This window comes from Paraburkholderia rhizosphaerae, assembly GCF_004366595.1.
Lineage (GTDB): Bacteria > Pseudomonadota > Gammaproteobacteria > Burkholderiales > Burkholderiaceae > Paraburkholderia > Paraburkholderia rhizosphaerae.
Genome location: NZ_SORE01000002.1, coordinates 338,187 through 355,963, shown reverse-complemented (window position 1 = coordinate 355,963; position 17,777 = coordinate 338,187). Strand labels below are relative to the sequence as shown.

The window sequence follows — 17,777 nt, the reverse complement described above, 5'->3', positions numbered from 1 at the left end:
GAACGCCGTTCGAATCCGCACTCCGTCCAACCCGCGACTGACGAGAATCGTCGGCAATGCATGAATGCGAATAGCGCTCGACGCACGCCGGTGGACGTATGCGAAGTTCCGTCGGGGCGTGAGTCGAAAGAGCAGTTTCATGAGCCGCCGTGCGATTCACGCAGAAAGCGCGTGCACCTAAAGTTCAGCCCATGCCGTCGTCGACGGAAACTCTTCTTAAAGGTGTCTGCCATGAAACGTCTGAATCAGGCTCTTGTCGTTGCCGCGCTGCTGGTCCCTCCGTTTGCCGCTCATGCAACTGACGTCGCGCCGTTGACTCGCGCTCAGGTCCGTAACGAACTGATCGCAGCCGAACAGAACGGCACGTATCCGACCAGCAGGGTCCACTATCCGGACGCGCAACCCAATGCAGCCACCGTGTATGTCGCGAACCGCGCGGCCAGCAAGGCCGCCGCCGACACCGCATATGGCGGCTCCGCTAGCGGCAGCTTCTCTTCAGGTTCCCGTCCGGCCGCCGGATGGAACGAGCGCCGTCAAACCGGCAACCTGTATAGCCACCATTAATGAACAAAACGAGGAGCGAAACATGGACACACTAGTGAACGCACTGGCTCGCACGGGTCTGCTGAAGCGGGACCTTAGCTATCACATCGTGCGTGCGTCGATGGTCATCATCTTTCTGTTCTTCGGTTACCAGAAATGGTTTAACTACGAAGCGCAGGTGCTGATTCCCTACATCAGCCATGGCCCGCTGATCTTCTGGCTGTACCCGGTATTCGGTATTCGCGGTGCAAGCTGGTTTCTCGGCGTATCCGAGTGGCTGTTCGGCACGCTGATCTTCATCGGTTTCTGGAACAAACGCATCGGCGTGCTGGGCGCGCTCGGGTCGGTTGCGACCTTCGTCGGGACGGTCACCATCATTCCGTTCATGCCTGACGGCTGGGCGGCATCGGCGGGCGGCTTCCCGGCGATGGCAGGCAACGTGCCGTTCCTGATGAAGGATGTCGTGCTGCTGGCGGTGTCGGTCTACCTGTTGAAGGAAGACGTTGCGCGGGTGCTGGTTGATGGACGTGCAACGCAGAGTAACGACGGGCGGCGCGCGCTGGCATAAGCGCCAACACGGAGGAGACAGGTTCGAGGGCGTGTGCGATCCGATCGATCGCATACGCCCTCGAATCATTTGCGGGGCTTAAAACAGGTACATCCCGGCGACGAACACGACGCCCGAGAACAGCAATGCGGTCACGCAATAGCCCATGATGTCGCGCACGCCGAGCCCGGCGATCGCAAGCGCGGGCAGCGCCCAGAACGGCTGCGCCATATTGGTCCACGCTTCGCCGTAGGCGATTGCCATCGCCGACTTGCCGAGGTCTGCGCCGAGCGCCTGCGCGGCCGGCATCACGAACGGCCCTTGCACGACCCAGTGGCCGCCGCCGCTCGGCACCGCGAAGTTGATGACCGCCGAGCTCAGAAACGCGAGCAGCGGGAACGTGTGCACGTTCGCGATATCGACGAACCATTTCGTAATCACGCCGGCCAGACCCGAGTGATCCATTAGCGCCTGAATGCCGGCGTAGAACGGAAACTGGATCATGATGCCCGACGCGCCACGCGCCGCCGCGGCCACCGCGCGTGCATACGCCATCGGCGTCTTGTGCAGCAGCATGCCGGTCGCGAGGAACACGAGATTCACCGTGTCGATGTCGAGCGTGAAGCCCTTCGTCACTGTGCGCACAACCAGGAAGCCATAGCAGACAAGTGCGACGAGCATCGCCAGCAACCGGCTTTCTTCGAGGCGTTCGGCAAGCGTTGCGTTCGGCGGCAGCTTGCGTTCGACGGTCGGCGGTTCTTCGAGCAACGCGGGATCGACCGCGACCACATCCTGTGGCTTCGGCATCATCAGGCGCGCGAGAATCGGCAGCATCACGATCAGCCCGAACGTGATGAACGCGTTATAGCCGGTGAAAATGGTGTGCGACACCGGGATCAGGCCGATGGTCTTTTCCATCGGATTGCCCTTGGTCGCGGCGACCAGCGGCACCGAGCCCGACAGGCCGCCGTGCCACGTCAGAAAGCCCATGTACGCACAGGCGACGAGCAACCGGTAGTCGGTGCCGCGCACACGCCGCGCGACTTCACGCGACAGCATCGCGCCGAGCACGAGCCCGAAACCCCAGTTGATTGCACATGCGACCGCGCCGACGAAAGCGACCAGCATCACGGCCTGCCCCGGCGTGCGCGCGGAATTCGCCAGCGCGACGAGCAGCCGCTTGACCGGGCCCGAACTCGCGAGCGCGTGCCCGGTGACCAGAATCATCGCCATCTGCATCGAGAACGCGAGCAGATTCCAGAAACCCGCGCCCCACAGTGAAATCAGCTCGATCGGCGGCTTCGGTGTCAGGCCGAATGCCAGCAGGAAGGTCGCGATGGTCAGGAAGATGGCGAAAATCAGGGGGTCGGGAAGCACGCGGTGCACGACCTGCGTGAAAAACTGCGAGATGCGCTGAATCAACTGTCTACTCCTTATCCTTCATCGGTTTGCGTGTGGGCTCTTCTAAACGCGCCCATGTGCGGCAGGCCTTTCATTTTTATTCGCGGCACTCACTCGCAGGCGCAGGATTTTCACATAAAACTTGCAATCGCGTGTCCGAAGTATGCAATTCGCAAGCGTTGCACGACTGTCAATCATCGCCCGCGCAATTGAATCTGGAAGATTACGGTTCTGAAAACTATCATCGACCATACCCTTTCCGCGATCGGGAATCGTCATGGCCAACGGCACACCATCGGCAAGTCTCGTAATCGGCGTTCTAGGCGGGATGGGCCCACGGGCAACCGTCGATTTTTACTCGAAGCTGATTGCGGCGACGCCAGCCGAGTGCGAGCAGGATCACCTTCGTGTGCACATCGATTCAAACCCGCAAATACCGGATCGCAGCGAAGCGCTTGCCGGCCGCGGCGAATCGCCCGGCACGGTGCTCGCCGCGATGGCTGCGGGACTCGAGCGCGCGGGCGCCGATTTTCTCGTGATGCCGTGCAATACCGCGCACGCATTCGAGCCCGAGATTCGCGCAGCGGTGAATGTGCCGTTCGTCAGCATGATCGAAGAGGCGTGTGCAAGTTGCGATCATCTGTTCCCGAATTCGCCGCGCTTTGGCCTGCTTGCCACGCGCGGCTGCATTGAAGCGGGTCTCTATCAAAAGGCTTTCGCGCGTCTCGGGCGCACTCCGGTCGTCCTCACGCCAGCTGATCAGGAGCGCCTGATGGCGCTGCTATACCGGGTCAAACTCGGCGACCTGTCCAGCGCGACGCGCAACGCGATGCGCACGTTCGGCGAAATGCTGATCGACGCGGGCGCGGATGCGGTGATCGCGGCTTGCACCGAAGTGCCGCTGGTACTCAGCGATGGCGACCTCACGCGACCTGTACTCGACGCCACCACTCACCTCGCACGGCGTTGCGTACGCTATGCACTCCGCTTCGAGCCGCTGCCGGCTGCTTCGATATCCCGCACGTAACGCCATGCACACCGGGCACGGTGTCGCGCATCGATACCTTTACTTAGTGAACCAAGCGGCGTTAACCAAGCGGCGCAATGAGCGGTGCAATCACGCGCATTCACATGCCAATCAGCGCAATGAATTTTGGTCGATGAAGATAGTTCTGCCGCACTACCGGCAGAAGTCGGCGCGCGGCTTGCAACGCATAAGTCCATTTCAATGCGCATGATGCGCGGGAGACAAAGCGTGAAACAGAACAGACTGGGGCTGGCGATTGTCGTCGGCATGCTGTTAGGCATCGCGGCCGGGTACCTCTGTCACCAATCGGCGGATTCGCCTGCGGCAGCAAAAGCGATGGCCGCCAATTTCTCGCTGGTTACCGATATCTTTCTGCGGCTCATCAAGATGGTGATCGCGCCGCTCGTATTCAGCGGCCTCGTGTCAGGGCTGTCTGCGATCGGCGACCCGAAAGTGGTCGGCCGCGCGGGCCTGAAGGCGCTCGGCTGGTTTTTCTGCGCATCGTTCGCGTCGCTGCTGATCGGCATGGTGCTGGCGAACGCATTCGACCTGGGCCACCAGATGAACCTGCATGTGCCGGCGGCGGGTGCGAGCGCGGGTGTCAGCACTGCCGCGTTCAATCTGCACAACTTCGTCACGCACATCGTGCCGTCCAGCATCGTCGAGGCGATGGCGAACAACGAGATCTTGCCGATTCTCGTGTTCTCGGTGTTCTTCGGCATTGCAATGGGCGCGATGAAAGACAAGCTGCCGCCCGCACTGCTATCGTCAATCGAGGGACTGTTCTCGATCATGCTGAAAATTACCGGCTATGTGATGTGGTTCGCACCGCTTGGCGTGTTCGGTGCAGTCGCCGCGGTGATTACCGTGCAGGGGCTCGGCATGCTTGTCACGTATGGCAAATTTATCGGCGCGGTGTATTTCAGCATGATGGTGTTGTGGTGCGTGCTGCTCGCAGCCGGTTATGGCGTGCTCGGTAAGCCGATTTTCGCGCTGATCAGGATGATTCGCGAACCGATGATCATCGCGTTCTGCACGTCGAGCAGCGAAGCCGCTTACCCGAAGACCATCGAGCAGTTGACCCGTTTCGGCGTCAAACCGCGCATCAGCAACTTCGTGCTGCCGCTCGCGTACTCGTTCAACCTTGACGGCTCGATGATGTATCAGGCGTTTGCCGCGCTCTTTATCGCGCAGGCCTATGACATTCACCTGTCGTTCGGGCAACAGTTCTGGATGCTGCTCGTGATGATGCTGACCAGCAAGGGCGTCGCCGGCGTACCGCGCGCGGCCATCGTCGTGATTGCCGCGACGCTGCCGCTATTCGGGCTGCCGGTCGAAGGCGTCGTGCTGCTGCTTGCGATCGATCAGTTCATCGATATGGGACGCACGACCACCAACGTGGTCGGCAATAGTGTCGCGTCCGCAGTCATCGCGAAATGGGAGAACGGACTGGAGCCCTGGACCGGTCATGCCTATCCGTTATCCGAAACGATTCCGTCGATACCCGACGATGCGGCTACAGCGCCGGCCGGCCTGTCCGCATCCAGGTCGTCGCACTAGTTCGATGCGAGTTCGGGTCGCCGCAAAGCTCAAACGCATTGAACTTTGCGGCACGGCGCCGGGCGCCACCTGCAGAACAGCATGCGTGCGGCGCTGGCGTCACGCGGCCTGCCTGCAAACAGCCGTTGTTCGGTATATCGTTAGAACGAAAAGTCGGTTCGCGCCACGCGAATCGATCTCTAAGATAGCGGTTCCAGCCTGGCCGTAGCCGCACCGTTACTGAGCAAGGAGTCATCAGTTGAACCGTTTCGAGCATCCCCGCGCGCCCCTTGTCGTCGGCATCGGCGGCACGACACGCGCGGCGTCGTCGACCGAGCGCGCGCTTGCATTCGCGCTGCGCGGCGCGCAACAGGCCGGCGCGCAAACCCGTCTGTTCGGCGGCGCGTTCCTGCATCGGCTGCCGCACTACGCGGCGGACAGCGTCGAGCGCACCGAAGAGCAACGTGAGCTGATCGAATCCGTACGCAACGCCGACGCACTGGTCATCGCAACGCCGGGTTATCACGGCGGCGTATCCGGGCTCGTTAAAAACGCACTCGACACACTCGAAGACCTGCGTGACGATGCGCGCCCGTATCTCGACGGACGCGCGGCCGGTTGTATCGTGACTGCGTACGGATGGCAGGCAGCGGGCTCGGTGCTGACCTCGCTGCGCTCGATCGTGCACGCGCTGCGCGCGTGGCCCACGCCGTTCGGCGCAGGCATCAACACGCTCGAAACGCGCTTCGATAGTGCGGACCATTGCTCGGACCCGAAGGTCGCCGAACAACTCGCGACAGTCGGACGCCAGGCCGCGCAATTCGCGCTCGCGTTCGGCGGGCAGCCGCATAGCGGTGGTGCGGTAGAACCCGGCGGTTCACCTCATGCGAGCCTTGCGGGCATCTTCGCTCTGGCCGACTAGCGCAAGACCAAGGGCAAGGACCGGTCGCCGCGCTCGAGCACCACGCACTTTATGTGCATCGACGACGGTGACGGTCCGCATCGCGCCGATCGTTAAGCCGTGTCACGGAACAGCGCCACCCGATCCGCCAGTTCACGTCACGCGAAAGCCAATCGCACGCCAATCGCACGCGCTATGCGGCCACGCGCACAGAGCGCGTCGTCGCACCGTGTGCGACCCCACAGACGTGCAAGCTTTGGCGAACGATAGTCGCGTCAACCGGATGAACCAGAACCGGACTCAGGACCAAATGAACCGACTGATTCGCTACAAGGGGTACCGGGTCGCCCCCGCCGCACAGCGCCTGCCGAACGGATTGTTCGCGGCCAATCTGACCATCGAGAAAAGCGCGGCGGAGCCGGGCCACGCGTATTCGTTCGACGCACTCGACTACTTCTTCGACGAAGAACACGCGCTGGCCTACGCGTTCCGCTGGGGACGTCTGTGGGTCGACGACCATCAATAAAAGACGCGCAGCGCAAGTCCAATTACCATACGAAAGCCGCTGACCGATACAGGTGCGATTCAGCACCAGGACAGCATTCGCGCCGGCAGCCGACATATGCGCAAACGCTTGCCTGTGGCGGCCGGTGCGGCCGCGCAAGCGACATACCAGATTATTGTGACAAAATAGGGTGCCATATCTGCGAGACGCTCCATCACACCTGCCATGTCCGATACCTTGACAGATGCTGCTGCCGCCCGAGCCGACCATGCGCTGCGCCATTGGAAGTATCGACACCAGGCCCGCATGCGAATCGGCTCCGAAGATCACAAGCAGATGTTCTGCCGCATGTTGCTGGAAACTCATAACCCTTATAAACCCGCGGTCATCAACTGGCCACCGCTCGCGCCGGACGCGCTGAAACGCCTGACGTCGCTACCGATCTGGGACATCGCCGTACAAACCGAAGGTCGCGCATCGATTCGCGTGGCCACTTACGCGGCCACATTGCAGGACCCGTTGCTACGCGAAGCGATCGAAATGGACGCAGCCGAAGAAGCGCGTCACAAGCACGTGCTGTCGCGCCTCGTCGCCGCATACGGCATCGAGCTTGCGCCGGAGCCCGAATACCCCGCGCCGCGCGATCCCGAATGGGCATGGATGTTTACCGGCTATAGCGAATGCATCGACAGTTTCTTCGCGTTCGGCCTGTTCCGTTCAGCCCAGCAATCCGGTTACTTCCCCGAAGCGCTCGTCGAAACCTTCGAACCGGTCATTCAGGAAGAGGCGCGCCATATCCTGTTCTTTATCAACTGGGTCACCTGGTACCGGCGCACGATGCCGTGGTGGCGTCGTCCATGGCACTCGCTGCGCGTGGCCGCGATCTGGGCAAAACTGGTGTGGGACCGCATCGCCATCGCGAAGGGTATCGATGCCGACGGCGTCGCGCACGATTCCAATTTCCTCGCGGCCAACAGTGCGACGATCGGCGATGGGCTGAACGCGCGGCAACTTCTCGCACTGTGCGTCGTCGAAAACGAGCAACGCATGAGCGGCTATGATGCACGTCTGCTGCGTCCGTTGATGATGCCGCGGCTCGCGCGGCTTGCGCTGCGCTTCATGAAGAAGTAAAAGGCCTCCCGTCGCGCCGATTCCGCGCCGTGCGGCCTGGCTGTGGCTGTGCGGACGCGGCCGCGCGCATCCACCGGGAGGAAATACCGCATGGCATGGACCGTCGACGAACAACTGGCACTCACCGCATGCGAAGCGGTTGCGGCGATCCAGGCGGGCAAGCTGCGCGCGACCGACTACGCGGCAACGCTGCTCGCCCGCGCAGCGGCGCTCGCAAGCCTTAATGCATTGACCGCGTTGAATATGGAAGGCGCGCTCAAGGCCGCGCGTCGTATCGATGCGTTATCGCCCGACGCGAAAGCGCGCCTGCCGCTCGCGGGTCTGCCGGTGGTCGTGAAGGACAACATCAACACTGCGGATTTGCAGACGGCGGGCGCCACGCCCGCACTCGCGGGTTTCAAACCGAAGAGCAACGCGCCCTCTGTCCAGCGTCTGATCGATGCGGGCGCAGTGCTGCTCGGCAAAGCGAACATGCATGAGCTCGCGTGCGGCATTACCAGCACCAATTTCGCCGCGCCCGGACCCGTGCGCAATCCGTACGACCCAGGCCTGATTCCGGGCGGTTCGTCGGGCGGCAATGCGGTTGCGGTCGCCGCGCGCATTGCACCCGCGGGCCTGGGCACCGACACGAGCGGCTCGAATCGCATTCCGGCCGCACTGACAGGATGCGTCGGTTTTCGGCCATCGGTGGGCAATGGCGGCGCGCAACGCCGTTATCACGATCCGGACGCGGTCATTCCGCTGAGCCACACGCGCGATACGGTCGGCCCGATCACGCGCACGGTGGCCGATGCCGCGCTGCTCGACGCGGTGATCACCGGCGACAGCACGCTGCCGCCGGTCGCGCTTGCAGGCCTGCGCATTGGCCTGCCCGTGCCGCTATGGAGCGATCTTGACCCGGCAGTGGAAGCGGTCGCGCGCGCCGCGCAGCGTGCGCTCGGAGCCGCGGGCGTGACTTTCGTCGAACTCGCGCTACCCGACCTGCTGGCACTGAACGAGCAAACGGCACCAATCACCGCGCATGAAACGCTCGACGATATCCGCGCATGGCTGACTGCGAACCATGCGCCGGTGCAGACGGTCGAAGAACTCGCGCAGTCAATTGCGAGTCCCGACGTGCGCGAAATTTTCGCGGCGATTCTCGCGGACCCATTCGGACCGTACTATCAGGCCGCACTCACCACCTGGCGGCCCCGGCTGCAACAGCTGTACGCTACGACATTCACCGCGCAGCGCATCGATGCACTGCTGTTTCCCACTACTTGCATTCCCGCCACGCCGCTCGATGAAATTCGCGGCTCGTCGGTGGTCTCGGTGAACGGCCGGGTGCTCGACACGATGCTCGCGTACCTGCGCAACACCGATCCGTCGGCCAATGCCGGGCTGCCCGGCCTGTCAGTGCCCGCCGGCCGCACCGCGGACGGCTTGCCGGTCGGCATCGAGTTCGACGGCCCACTCGGCAGCGACAGGCGCCTGCTTGCGATCGGTAGCGCATGCGAACAGGTTCTCGGCGCACTTGCGCCACCCACTATCTAACTACCGATGAGTCTTTTGAATGTTCAATTTTTTGCGGAAAACACTGGTCTTTTCGCTGGCCGTGGTAGTGGGCGGCTGCGCGTCGCTGGCGGCCAGCAACCCGAATGCGCTATGGCAAATCGTTCATGAACAATGCGTGCCGCCCGAGCAGTCGACCGGCAAGCCGGGGGTATGCACGGACGTCAACCTCGCAAAACGCTATGCGATCCTGAAGGATATCCAAGGCAGCACCCAGTTCCTGCTGATTCCAACCGATCGGGTCACCGGCATCGAGAGCCCGCAGATTCTCGAGCCGGATGCACCCGACTATTGGGTCGATGCGTGGCATTCACGGCACTACGTCAGCGTGCGCGCGAAGGTTCAATTGCCAGACGATCAGCTCGGACTTGAAATCAATTCGAAATTTCGACGCTCGCAACAGCAATTGCATATTCATATCGACTGCGTGCAGCCCGACATCATCGGCGCGCTCGCTCCCTATCGCGACGAACCGCTTGGCATGTGGCGCCCTGCGACGCTCCAGGGCCATCGATATCGGGTGATGCGGGTTGCGAATCTGTCGGCGCAGAACAATCCGTTTCGGGTCGTCGCGCGCGATCGCCCGGGTACCGACGAAATGGCCGAGCAAACCATTTTTGTCACAGGCGCCGGGGCAACCACGAAAGACGGTTGGCTGATCGTCAATAGCGCGTTGAACATCGAAGATGGGAGCGGCACCGCTGAACCGTTGCTCGATCATCAATGCGTGATTGCGAAACACGGCTAGTCCACCGTCCTTGAAAACGTCGCAGCAATGAAAAAAAGGCCTACGCCGCATCAACGCGGCGCAGGCCTTTCAAACTATTGCTTACCTTGGTTAAACCCGTTACTCGCGCCGTTTAGTTCAAGCGCTTCAACTGACCATCGTCCGCATACCAGTCGACCGTCTTGCCCGTCGTGTTGATCGTCACCGCGCGCGGCTCGCTGAACTGATCGAACGACTCGATGCCGGTCTCGCGGCCCACACCGCTGTTCTTGAAACCGCCCCACGGCGAAGCCGGGTCGAGCCGGTGATGGTCGTTGACCCACACCATGCCGAACTCGAGCTTGCTCGCCACGCGATGCGCACGCGCGACGTCGAGCGTCCACACCGACGCGGCAAGACCAAACTGCGTATCGTTGGCGATGCGCAGCGCGTCCGCTTCGTCCTTGAACGGCATCACGACCGTCACCGGGCCAAATACTTCTTCCTGGCCAATCTCGCACTTCGGATTCACGTCGTACAGCACCGTCGGTTCCAGATAGAAGCCTTGCGGCAGATGCGACGGAATCTTGCCGCCGGTCAGCAGCTTCGCGCCATCCTGTTCCGCGCGCGCGAGCATGCCGAGAATGCGCTGACGCGAACGGTCCGAGATAACCGGGCCGAGTTGCGTCTTCGGGTCTTCCGGGTCGCCGACGCGAATACCAGCCGCCTTCGTGCGGAAGCGCTCGATAAACTGTTGATAAATCGTTTCCTGCACGAGAATACGCGCACCGCACACACAGGTCTGCCCCGCACCGATAAATGACGCAAATGCGGCACCGTTGACCGCGCGCTCGAGGTCCATGTCGTCGAACAGGATCACCGCGCCCTTACCGCCCAATTCGAGCGTGGTCAGCGCGAACGTACGCGCGGCCGCTTCGCCGATCGAGCGGCCCACGTCGGTGCCGCCGGTGAACACGACCTTACGGATCAGTTCATGCTTCGCGAGCGCGGCGCCACAAATACGGCCCTCGCCGTTTACGACGTTCACCACGCCCTTCGGCACGCCCGCTTCCTCGAGCAGACGCACGAGGCGCACGGTGGTCAGCGGCGTCTGTTCGGAAGCCTTGATGACTACGCTATTGCCCGTCGCCAGCGCGGGCGCGAGGCTCTTCGACAGAATCATCAGCGGATGGTTGAACGACGTCATCAGCGCGACCACGCCGAGCGGCACGCGCTGCGTGTAGCACAGGTACGGGCCTTCAATTGGAATCACATCGCTGCGACGCGTCAGCGCCAGCGCGGCGAAATAGCGGTAGAACTGCGGCAGACGCGAAATCTGCGCGCGCGTCTCCGAGATCGGCCGGCCGTTGTTCAGCGTTTCGAGCTTATAGAAGTTCTCGAGGTCCGCTTCGAACAGATCGGCGAAACGGTTCATGATGCGCGCGCGCTGCTGGATTGGCATATCGCGCCATTCGCCGCGCTCGAAGGCCGCGTGGCCGGCACGCACCGCGCGGTCGACATCCGCTTCCGACGCTGCCGCGAGGCTGCCGATCACCGCACCCGTCGCCGGGTTCACGATATCCATCGTGCGCCCGCCTTCGGCGCCGACCCATTCACCATCGATCAGAAGCTGCGCTTCGAGGTGCTGCTTGTTGACTGCATCCATTGCGGTTTTCCTTGCATTTTCCATTGAATCACTTGAGCGGCGAAACCCGGGCGGCTGCATTGACGCCGTCGTGCGCGAGCGCGTCGCCCGGTTGAAGGTCTTCGAGGCGCTGGCCGGTCGGTTCGACGCCGAGCCATGCAACCACGACAATCTGAACGGCCAGCAGGCCGATCATCAGCGCAAGCACGCCGACGACACCATGCTGCGCAAACAGCGCGACGACGATGAACGGCGTCACGATGGTGGCCCCACGTCCCAGCGTATTACAGATGCCGGACGCGCGCAGACGGACTTCGGTCGGGAACAGTTCGGGCACGTACACCGCGAACAGCAGCGCGACCAGCACGTAGATCGGAATGGTCAGCAGGAAGCCGACCACCGGCAGCAACACCGGATTGCTGACGAACGGATAGATCGCGCCGAATAGAATCGCCAGCACCGACGCGATGATGATCGTCTTCTTGCGACCCCATGAATCGGCGGTAAAGGCGCCGATTGCCGAACCGATCGGCGCGCCGATCGACATCACGAGCGCATAGCCGAACGACTTCGCGATGCTGAAGCCCTGGTGCACGAAGAACGTCGGCAGCCACGTGACGAAGCCGTACAGCAGCGTGTTGATCACGATCAGACACACGCAGCCGACGATCATCCGCTGCAACATCGTGCCCGTGAACAGCGAGCCGAAGCCGATCGCCTTCGGGTTCACCGGCTTCGAGGTCGCGATCGCCGGTGGCGGCAGCTTCTTGCCCAGTTCGCTTTCAACCTGGCCTTCGATGCGTTGCATAATCGCTTCGGCTTCCTGCTCGCGGCCCGCGGCTTCGAGCCAGCGCGGCGACTCGGGCAGCGACTTGCGCGCGTACCACACGCCAAGCGCGCCAATACCGCCGAGCACGAACATCGCGCGCCAGCCGAAAGCGGGAATCACAAGCAGACCGATCAGTCCGGCGATCGGCAGGCCCGTCACGACAAACACCGCCATCAGACCTTGCAGCCGGCCGCGTTTATGCGGCGGCACAAACTCGGCGAGCGTGGAATAGCCGACCACATTCTCCGCGCCCAGACCGATGCCCATCAGAAAGCGGCACGCAATCAGCATGGTCATCGTCGGCGAAATCGCCGCGCCAAGCGATGCGAGCCCGAACAGCGCCAGATTCACCTGATAGGTAAAACGGCGGCCGAAACGGTCGCCGAGAAAGCCGGTGATCAGCGAGCCGAGCATCATGCCGAGAAACGTCAGTGACACGAACAACGCGTTCTGTGCGAGCGTCGAAAAGCCTGTCTTCAGCGTCGCGCCCAGCACGGTCGACGCAACATAGATGTCGAAGCCGTCGAAAAACATGCCGATGCCGATCAGCCACATGATCCGGCGATGAAATCCGGACATCGGCAGCCGGTCGAGTCTTGCACCTGCATTCACATTCATGTTCTGCGTCTCCAGCCGGTTTCCATCTGTTGTTCTGCATGGCCGCGGATGGCGGCCGGAATTGAGTCAATCGTTGCGTCGGCGATTGTGTCGTCCGACGCTCTAATCATTGGGTGCGGTTTAGTGGCCGGCGCTCGCGGCTTTGCTTTGCATCAGCCGCAGGCTCGTCACGGTCAGCGCTTCGGTGGCGATGCGGAAGTTCTGCTCGAGTGCATTTTCTTCAGCCGCCTGGAAGAACGCCTTGCATTGACGCGCACCCGCTTCGTTCAGCGCGATGATCCGCTCGACCAGTTGCTCGGCCGCGCCGCTTAGCGCGTCGGACGCGACGACCTGCGTGATCAGGCCCGCGTCGAGCGCGACGGCGGGCGTCATCGGATCGCCGAACAGCACCATCGGAAACACCTGCTTCGGCAACGCATAGCGGCCGAGGTACGCCATGATCGCGGCGGGCGGCAGGCCGGCTTTCATTTCGGGGAACGCGAGGCGCGCGTCGCTCGACACGATCGCGAAGTCACACAGGATGGCGAGACCAAAGCCGAAGCCGAATGCGTCACCCTGCACTTCGGCGACGGTGATCAGCGATGTGCTACGCAGCATCTTTTTCAATTCGATCAGACGCGCGACTTCCGCGTGAATCGACGCGGCGTCGCGGCCAGCGCGCTCGCGCCCCTTGCAGAATGCGTTGCCGTTCGCGCGTAGCCGCAGCACGCGCGCGCGAGGCTCGATAGCCTCACTGCGCAACGCGGCGATCATCGCGTCGAACATCGGGCCAGTCACTTCGTTACCCGCTTCCGGGTTGTTCAGCGTGAACGTCAGCACCGCGCCGGCCTTCTCGATCAGTACCGGTTGCGGCAAAGAAACGTGATCCACATGCTCTCCTGTGTGCTGTATAATCTGTATACAGCGTATTCAATCAATCCCGCCGTGTCAACCGCAAGGCCGGAGAAGCAGTTATTACCGTGGGTTGATGAAGGATCGGGCAGACACAGAACCGATTTCGAGCGCGTTACCGTGCGCGCCGTTCAGGTCGAATTCGACTGCTATGCGGCTGCAAATCAGCTGCAAAATCGGCCGCAACTCGGGACAGGAGAAGGGAGCTCCAATTGCGAACCGCAAAGAATGCCGGGAAGGACAAACAAAAGGCGGACGCGCAACAAGTCGCCGCCGTGGACCCGCTCGATACGATCGGCCGCAAGTATCACGCGCGCATGCGCACTATCCACGCGACCAGCGATTCATTGAGCGAAGGCGTGGTCGTGCCGGCGTTGCGCGAAGCAATTGTCGAAGGCGTGCTCGCGCCGGGCAGCCGTCTGTCGGAAGTGCAAGTCGCCAAGCAGTTGAATGTCAGCCGCACGCCGATGCGCGAAGCGTTCGCGCAACTCGAGCGCGAAGGTCTGGTCATGGTGTTGCCGCGCATCGGTGCGTTCGTGCGCTCAGTGACTGTGCGTGATGTCGAAGAGATTTATACGGTGCGTTCGGCGCTCGAATGCCTTGCGGTGCAATTGGCCGCGGACCGCATCACCGCGCTCGGACGCGCGCAGCTCGACGACGTGGTCAGCGCGATGAAAGCCGCCGTCGCCGCCGACGATCCCGCAAGTTATGTCGATGCGCTCGACCGCTTCTATACGGTCGTGATGACGATCGCCGATAACAAAACGCTGCAGGAAAGCCATGCGGCGCTGATCGGGCCGGTACGGCGTGTTCGGCGTATCGCGATGGCGCGTGGCGGGCGGATGCGTTCGTCTTACGAGCAGTCAGTGCAGATTCGCGACGCGATCGTCAAACATGATCCGCGGGTGCAGGATTTGATGCGTGCGCAACTACAGGGCGCGTGTAAGGCCGCGCTGGATGTGTTGAATCACGTTGAGTAACTTAAGCGTGTGCGCTTTGGTGAATCACTCGCTCGCCAGCACCAGCAGCTGCGCGCCATCCGCGACCTGATCGCCGACCGCATACAGCACTTCCGCGACGATGCCCGCAGCCGGCGCGCCGATTGTGTGCTCCATCTTCATCGCCTCCATTACGATCAGCGGCGCGCCCTTCTCCACCTTCGCGCCGGGCTCGACCAGCACCGCAATGACCTTGCCCGGCATCGGTGCGGTCAAGCGGCCTTCGCCATGCTCGGCGTCGGCCGCATGCGCGAGCAGATTCTGCCATTCGAACGCTAGCGACTCGCCGCGACAGAACACATGAAACATGTCGCCGTCGATAAACACGCGGCCCGTCACGCGCGAATTGCCCAGCGTTGCGCCGTATCCGTGCGGTTCGCCACCGCCCCACCACGCGAACGGCGCGCGTCGTCCCGCATGCTCGAGGGTCTGCTCGGCCCCATCGCGCGCGAACGTGACCGCCAGCGGCGCATCGCTTTCGACATCGACCCAGTTGAATGTGCGCTGATAGCCGCTATTGAGCCGCCAATGCGCCAGCGCTTCCCATGGCGATGTGCCGCTTGCGGCGCCGCCCGCCGCATCGCCTTCGCGCTCGAGCAACGCCGCGCACGCGAGCGCAAGCGCCGCATCGAGCGGCTTTTGGGCCGGCGCGAACAGCGCGTCGCGGTGCCGCTCGATCAGCCCGGTGTCCAGATCGCCGCTCACGAACGGCTCGCTCGCAACGATGCGCCGTAGAAACTCGACATTCGTATGCGGGCCCACCACTTCGCATGCTTGCAGTGCACGGCTCATCCGTTGCAACGCGTCCGCACGCGTCGCGCCATAGACGATCAGCTTTGCGATCATCGGGTCGTAAAACGGCGTGATCGTATCGCCTTCGCGCACGCCGCTGTCGATGCGTACCCGCGCGCGCGGTCCACCGGGCAGCGCAGCGAGCGCGAATTCGACGCCTTCAGGCATGCGCAAATGCTTTAGCTTGCCGGTTGACGGCAGAAAACCGCGCGCCGGATGCTCCGCATAAATGCGCGCTTCGATTGCATGGCCGGCTAGCTGCAATTGCGCTTGCGCACACGGCAGCGCTTCGCCGGCCGCCACTCGCAACTGCCATTCGACCAGATCATGCCCGGTCACCATTTCGGTCACCGGATGCTCGACCTGCAGCCGCGTATTCATCTCCATGAAGTAAAAGTCGCTGCCGGTCATGATGAACTCGACGGTGCCAGCGCCAACATAACCGACCGCCCGCGCCGCCGCGACCGCCGCTTCGCCCATCGCGCGACGCAACGCGTCGGAAAGCCCCGGCGCGGGCGCTTCTTCCAGCACTTTCTGATGGCGTCGCTGCACCGAGCAATCGCGATCGAACAGGTAGACCGCTGCGCCGTGCATATCGGCGAACACCTGCACTTCGACGTGGCGCGGCCGCGTCAGATACTTTTCGATCAGCACCCGATCGTTACCGAAGCTGCTCGCCGCTTCGCGTTTACATGACGCGAGCGCCGCCGCGAAATCTTCGCCACGCTCGACCACGCGCATGCCCTTGCCGCCACCGCCCGCGCTCGCTTTCAGCAGCACCGGGTAGCCAATCGCGTCGGCTTCACGCCGCAACAGCTCAGGGTCCTGATCGTCGCCGTGGTAGCCCGGCACGAGCGGCACTGCGGCCGAGTGCATCAATGCCTTCGCCGCCGCCTTCGACCCCATGGCCGCGATTGCGTCCACCGGCGGCCCGATGAAAACGATGCCCGCCGCTTTGCACGCCTGCGCGAAGTCTTCGTTTTCCGACAGAAAACCATAGCCAGGATGCACGGCCTGCGCACCGCTCGCGCGCGCTGAGTCGATGATCCGCTCAATGCGCAAATAGCTTTCCGACGCCGTTGACCCGCCGATATGCACCGCCTCGTCGCAGGCCGCGACGTGCTTGGCATTCGCGTCGGCATCGGAATAGACTGCCACGCTTGCGATGCCGAGCCGCTTGCAGGTGGCGGCGACGCGGCACGCAATTTCGCCCCGGTTCGCGATCAGGATCTTGTTGAACATGAGTTTTGCCTTGGCGCTGTGGGTTCGTTGCTCGTTCGTCGCGGGTTTGTGGCGGATATCGCGTGATGCGATGGTTGCGATCGTTGCGGTGCGTCGCCCGGTGTGCGCACGTCAGTTGCGCCACGCCGGTGCGCGCTTCTCGAGGAACGACGCGATGCCTTCGCGCCCTTCGGCACTCGCGCGCACTTGTGCAATGCGCACGGCCGTGTCTTCGATCAGCGCGGTGTCGATCTCGCGGCCCGCGATGTCCTGCACGAGTTGCTTGCATGCGCGTACCGCGCGCGGTCCGTTCGAGCAGAGAATCGCGGCGAGTTGCTGTACCGCGTCGTCGAGTTTGTCCTCAGTCACGGCTTCGCTGACGAAGCCCAGACGCAGCGCGGTCGCACAGTCGAACTGCTCAGCGGTCGCAAAGTAGCGGCGCGATGCGCGCTCGCCGAGCGCGCGAATCACGTAAGGCGCGATCGTTGCGGGAATCAGGCCGAGGCGCGCTTCGGACAGGCAGAAGTGTGCGGTATCTACCGAGATCACGATGTCGCACGCGCAGATCAGGCCCATCCCACCCGCGTAGACGTCGCCGTTCACGCGGGCGATGACCGGCTTGCCGCAGCGGTAGATCGAGCGCAGCATGTCGGCAAGGCGTAATGCGTCTGCATGGTTATCGTCATCCGAGTAGCCGGCCATCTGCTTCATCCAGTTCAGGTCCGCGCCCGCGCAAAACGCCTTGCCGTTCGCGCCTAGCACGACTGCTCGCACGTCATCGCGCTCGCTCAGTTCGCGAAACACCGTTGTGAGTTCAACGATCATCGCTTCGTTGAACGCGTTGCGCACTTCCGGGCGATTCAGCGTTACCGTCGCCACCTGATGTGCGAATTCGACAATCAGCGTCTGGGGCTTCTTTTCAATCATGA

The 17,777-nt window shown here is 62.7% G+C and carries 16 protein-coding genes; 10 read left to right on the top strand and 6 right to left on the bottom strand.

The features are described 5' to 3' along the window. Positions 1-231 precede the first annotated feature (231 nt). Both BX592_RS03725 and BX592_RS03720 read left to right on the top strand, forming a co-directional pair. Complete coding sequence (locus tag BX592_RS03725; protein ID WP_134190290.1) at positions 232-564, top strand: DUF4148 domain-containing protein; 333 nt, start codon at positions 232-234, stop codon at positions 562-564. A 22-nt stretch (positions 565-586) separates the two neighbouring features. After that, positions 587-1,111 (top strand): YkgB family protein, encoded by a 525-nt coding sequence (locus BX592_RS03720; protein WP_134190289.1) that lies wholly within the window; start codon positions 587-589, stop codon positions 1,109-1,111. Positions 1,112-1,189: 78 nt separating this feature from the next. Here the strand turns inward: BX592_RS03720 and BX592_RS03715 are convergent, their stop codons facing one another. Further along, positions 1,190-2,512, bottom strand: coding sequence for a TIGR00366 family protein (locus BX592_RS03715; protein ID WP_134190288.1), 1,323 nt, complete (start codon positions 2,510-2,512; stop codon positions 1,190-1,192). A gap of 256 nt (positions 2,513-2,768) precedes the next feature. Here BX592_RS03715 and cuyB point away from each other — a divergent pair, with 256 nt between their 5' ends. The 7 genes from cuyB (at position 2,769) to BX592_RS03680 (ending at position 9,896) form a co-directional block, all read left to right on the top strand. Continuing rightward, positions 2,769-3,518 (top strand): cysteate racemase, encoded by a 750-nt coding sequence (cuyB, locus tag BX592_RS03710; protein ID WP_134190287.1) that lies wholly within the window; start codon positions 2,769-2,771, stop codon positions 3,516-3,518. A gap of 228 nt (positions 3,519-3,746) precedes the next feature. Beyond that, positions 3,747-5,078: a dicarboxylate/amino acid:cation symporter gene (locus BX592_RS03705; RefSeq protein ID WP_243849282.1), complete on the top strand. Its 1,332-nt coding sequence runs from the start codon at positions 3,747-3,749 to the stop codon at positions 5,076-5,078. A 238-nt stretch (positions 5,079-5,316) separates the two neighbouring features. After that, on the top strand, positions 5,317-5,979 hold the full coding sequence (locus BX592_RS03700) for an NADPH-dependent FMN reductase (RefSeq protein ID WP_134190286.1): 663 nt from the start codon (positions 5,317-5,319) through the stop codon (positions 5,977-5,979). Positions 5,980-6,268: 289 nt separating this feature from the next. Beyond that, complete coding sequence (locus tag BX592_RS03695) at positions 6,269-6,484, top strand: transcriptional regulator (protein ID WP_134190285.1); 216 nt, start codon at positions 6,269-6,271, stop codon at positions 6,482-6,484. 204 nt (positions 6,485-6,688) lie between these two features. Then, complete coding sequence (locus BX592_RS03690) at positions 6,689-7,594, top strand: ferritin-like domain-containing protein (protein WP_134190284.1); 906 nt, start codon at positions 6,689-6,691, stop codon at positions 7,592-7,594. Positions 7,595-7,684: 90 nt separating this feature from the next. After that, positions 7,685-9,130 carry an indoleacetamide hydrolase gene (gene iaaH / locus BX592_RS03685; RefSeq protein ID WP_134190283.1) on the top strand — a complete coding sequence of 482 codons (1,446 nt, stop codon included), beginning with the start codon at positions 7,685-7,687 and terminating at the stop codon, positions 9,128-9,130. 19 nt (positions 9,131-9,149) lie between these two features. Further along, on the top strand, positions 9,150-9,896 hold the full coding sequence (locus BX592_RS03680) for a CDP-diacylglycerol diphosphatase (protein WP_134190282.1): 747 nt from the start codon (positions 9,150-9,152) through the stop codon (positions 9,894-9,896). 112 nt (positions 9,897-10,008) lie between these two features. On the opposite strand, the gene BX592_RS03675 is transcribed toward BX592_RS03680, so the two are convergent. From BX592_RS03675 to BX592_RS03665, 3 genes are all read right to left on the bottom strand, one after another. Next, a complete protein-coding gene (locus BX592_RS03675; RefSeq protein ID WP_134190281.1) occupies positions 10,009-11,520 on the bottom strand; it encodes an aldehyde dehydrogenase in 1,512 nt (503 codons plus the stop codon). 28 nt (positions 11,521-11,548) lie between these two features. Next, positions 11,549-12,946: an MFS transporter gene (locus BX592_RS03670; protein ID WP_134190280.1), complete on the bottom strand. Its 1,398-nt coding sequence runs from the start codon at positions 12,944-12,946 to the stop codon at positions 11,549-11,551. Positions 12,947-13,066: 120 nt separating this feature from the next. Continuing rightward, positions 13,067-13,816: an enoyl-CoA hydratase/isomerase family protein gene (locus BX592_RS03665; RefSeq protein WP_134190279.1), complete on the bottom strand. Its 750-nt coding sequence runs from the start codon at positions 13,814-13,816 to the stop codon at positions 13,067-13,069. A gap of 233 nt (positions 13,817-14,049) precedes the next feature. Here BX592_RS03665 and BX592_RS03660 point away from each other — a divergent pair, with 233 nt between their 5' ends. Next, complete coding sequence (locus BX592_RS03660; protein ID WP_243849280.1) at positions 14,050-14,817, top strand: GntR family transcriptional regulator; 768 nt, start codon at positions 14,050-14,052, stop codon at positions 14,815-14,817. Positions 14,818-14,841: 24 nt separating this feature from the next. Here BX592_RS03660 and BX592_RS03655 read toward each other — a convergent pair whose 3' ends face one another. Then, entirely contained in the window at positions 14,842-16,869 is a 2,028-nt protein-coding gene (locus BX592_RS03655) for an acetyl/propionyl/methylcrotonyl-CoA carboxylase subunit alpha (protein ID WP_134190278.1), read from the bottom strand. Between the two features lie 111 nt (positions 16,870-16,980). Then, the gene (locus BX592_RS03650; RefSeq protein ID WP_134190277.1) at positions 16,981-17,775 is read right to left on the bottom strand and encodes an enoyl-CoA hydratase/isomerase family protein; all 795 of its coding nucleotides are present in this window, start codon (positions 17,773-17,775) and stop codon (positions 16,981-16,983) included. Between the last annotated feature and the right edge of the window lie 2 nt (positions 17,776-17,777).